This is a genomic window from Actinomycetota bacterium (genome assembly GCA_030682655.1).
Lineage (GTDB): Bacteria > Actinomycetota > Coriobacteriia > Anaerosomatales > JAUXNU01 > JAUXNU01.
Map to the genome: position 1 here is coordinate 1 of JAUXNU010000153.1, position 1,526 is coordinate 1,526.

Below are 1,526 nucleotides of genomic sequence, written 5' to 3' on the forward strand. Positions count from 1 at the left end.
CGGTGCCCAGAGGTCGCCGGCGCGCGCGAGCGCGTTGCGCGCATGGGTCGAGTGGACCTCGGGAAGCAGCGCGGCGATGAGGGTACAGGCGTCGACCACTATCGGGGCGTGCCCAGTCATCTGCTGCGGCGCTCGTCACGCAGGTCGCGGATGATGTCTGCCGAGGAGTCGGGCAGCGCGCCATGCTGTGCCTCGATCCGCTCGCGGGAACGGTCGACCCGCTCGAGCCACTCCGCCACCGTCGGCTTGACACCGCCTTCGATTATCGACTTGGCCTCTGCCTGCATGGAGCGTCCGTTGCGTGCCGCCTGGGTCTTGAGGCGCGCGATCGCATCGGCGCTCAGCCCCCGAACGAGCAGGTCAGGCATGCGCTGCCTCCCAAGAATCAGTCGCGTCGCGCCCATGGTCCGCTTCTTCCGGCGTGTGTTGGATTCCATGCCTCGAAGCGTCGCATGACGCTCTTTCCAGTATCGTACCCGGTTCTTGCCGAGATGATATCAGAACGATAGCGCCCGATGACGGGGGTTGCGCGTGCGCGGAGGCGGGCAAGACTTCGCGTTGCTCGCGTAGCGAGCGTTCGTGATGTCGGACCAAGGTTGTGAACGCTGCGGCGTCGCCTCTGCGAGCGGCTTCGACGAGCTCGATCTCGTCCACGTGGTCGGCCTCCTCTCCTCCTCCAGAAGAGAAGATGCGTGCACTCCCCCAAAACGTTCCCTGCCGAGGATACCCCTGCGTTCGGCAGGGTTTGCGGGTTCCTGGGCGAAGGAAGTCCCAAAGACTGTGACATCCGTCACACGCGAGCTTGGTTGACACGTTCACGCACGCACGAATAGAGTTAGTGCATGCGGGGACGCTCGGAAGAGGCGAGTGTGTACCGGCGCACTTGGCGGAAGTCGCAGCACACGTCGAACCAAGGAGCCACCAAGTGGACCAGAGCGTGTCGCACGTGCGGGTCGAGCAGCTCGAAGAAGCGCTCTCGGAAGTAGCCGAGATCAAGGCCGCCCGCGTCGTCGTTTCTCCTGAGGGTGTCATCCAGGAAGTGCATGTCCTCGCGCTTCCCACCAAGGCGCCCAAGCAACTCGTCCGCGACATCGAGTCGACGATCATGGCGCGCTTCGGCATTCCGATCGACCACAAGAAGATCTCCATCGCGCAGCTCGGTGCCGATTCGGTGCCGAAGGCCGACGAGCGCCCCTCGGTGGTGCGTCCGCGCATCCAGTCCATCAACGCGATGGTTGCCGGCCTGAAGGCGACAGCGACTGTCGGACTCGAGATTGACGGCGGTATCTACCTTGGTGAGGCCGACGGTGCCGCGAGCCAGACCGGTCGCAACAGGCTCGTCGCGCAGGCCACTCTCGACGCAGTGGGCAAGTGGGCAGGAGATACATGCGGCTTCGCACTCGAGGACGTCTCTGTCGTCCAGCTCGGTCGGGAGAAGGTCGCGGTTGCATGCATCGCGCTTGTCTCCGCCCTCGGTGAACAAACATTCTCCGGCTCGGCGCTCGTGCGGCAGAACGAGAACGACT

2 protein-coding genes are annotated in these 1,526 nt (G+C 64.5%); one reads left to right on the forward strand and one right to left on the reverse strand.

Annotation, left to right across the window (positions count from 1 at the left end):
• Positions 1-116: 116 nt before the first annotated feature.
• Positions 117-368 carry a hypothetical protein gene (locus tag Q8K99_09975; protein MDP2182877.1) on the reverse strand — a complete coding sequence of 84 codons (252 nt, stop codon included), beginning with the start codon at positions 366-368 and terminating at the stop codon, positions 117-119.
• 557 nt (positions 369-925) lie between these two features.
• On the opposite strand from Q8K99_09975, the gene Q8K99_09980 reads away from it, so the two are divergent.
• On the forward strand, positions 926-1,526 hold a 601-nt coding region (locus tag Q8K99_09980), incomplete at its 3' end, for a hypothetical protein (protein ID MDP2182878.1).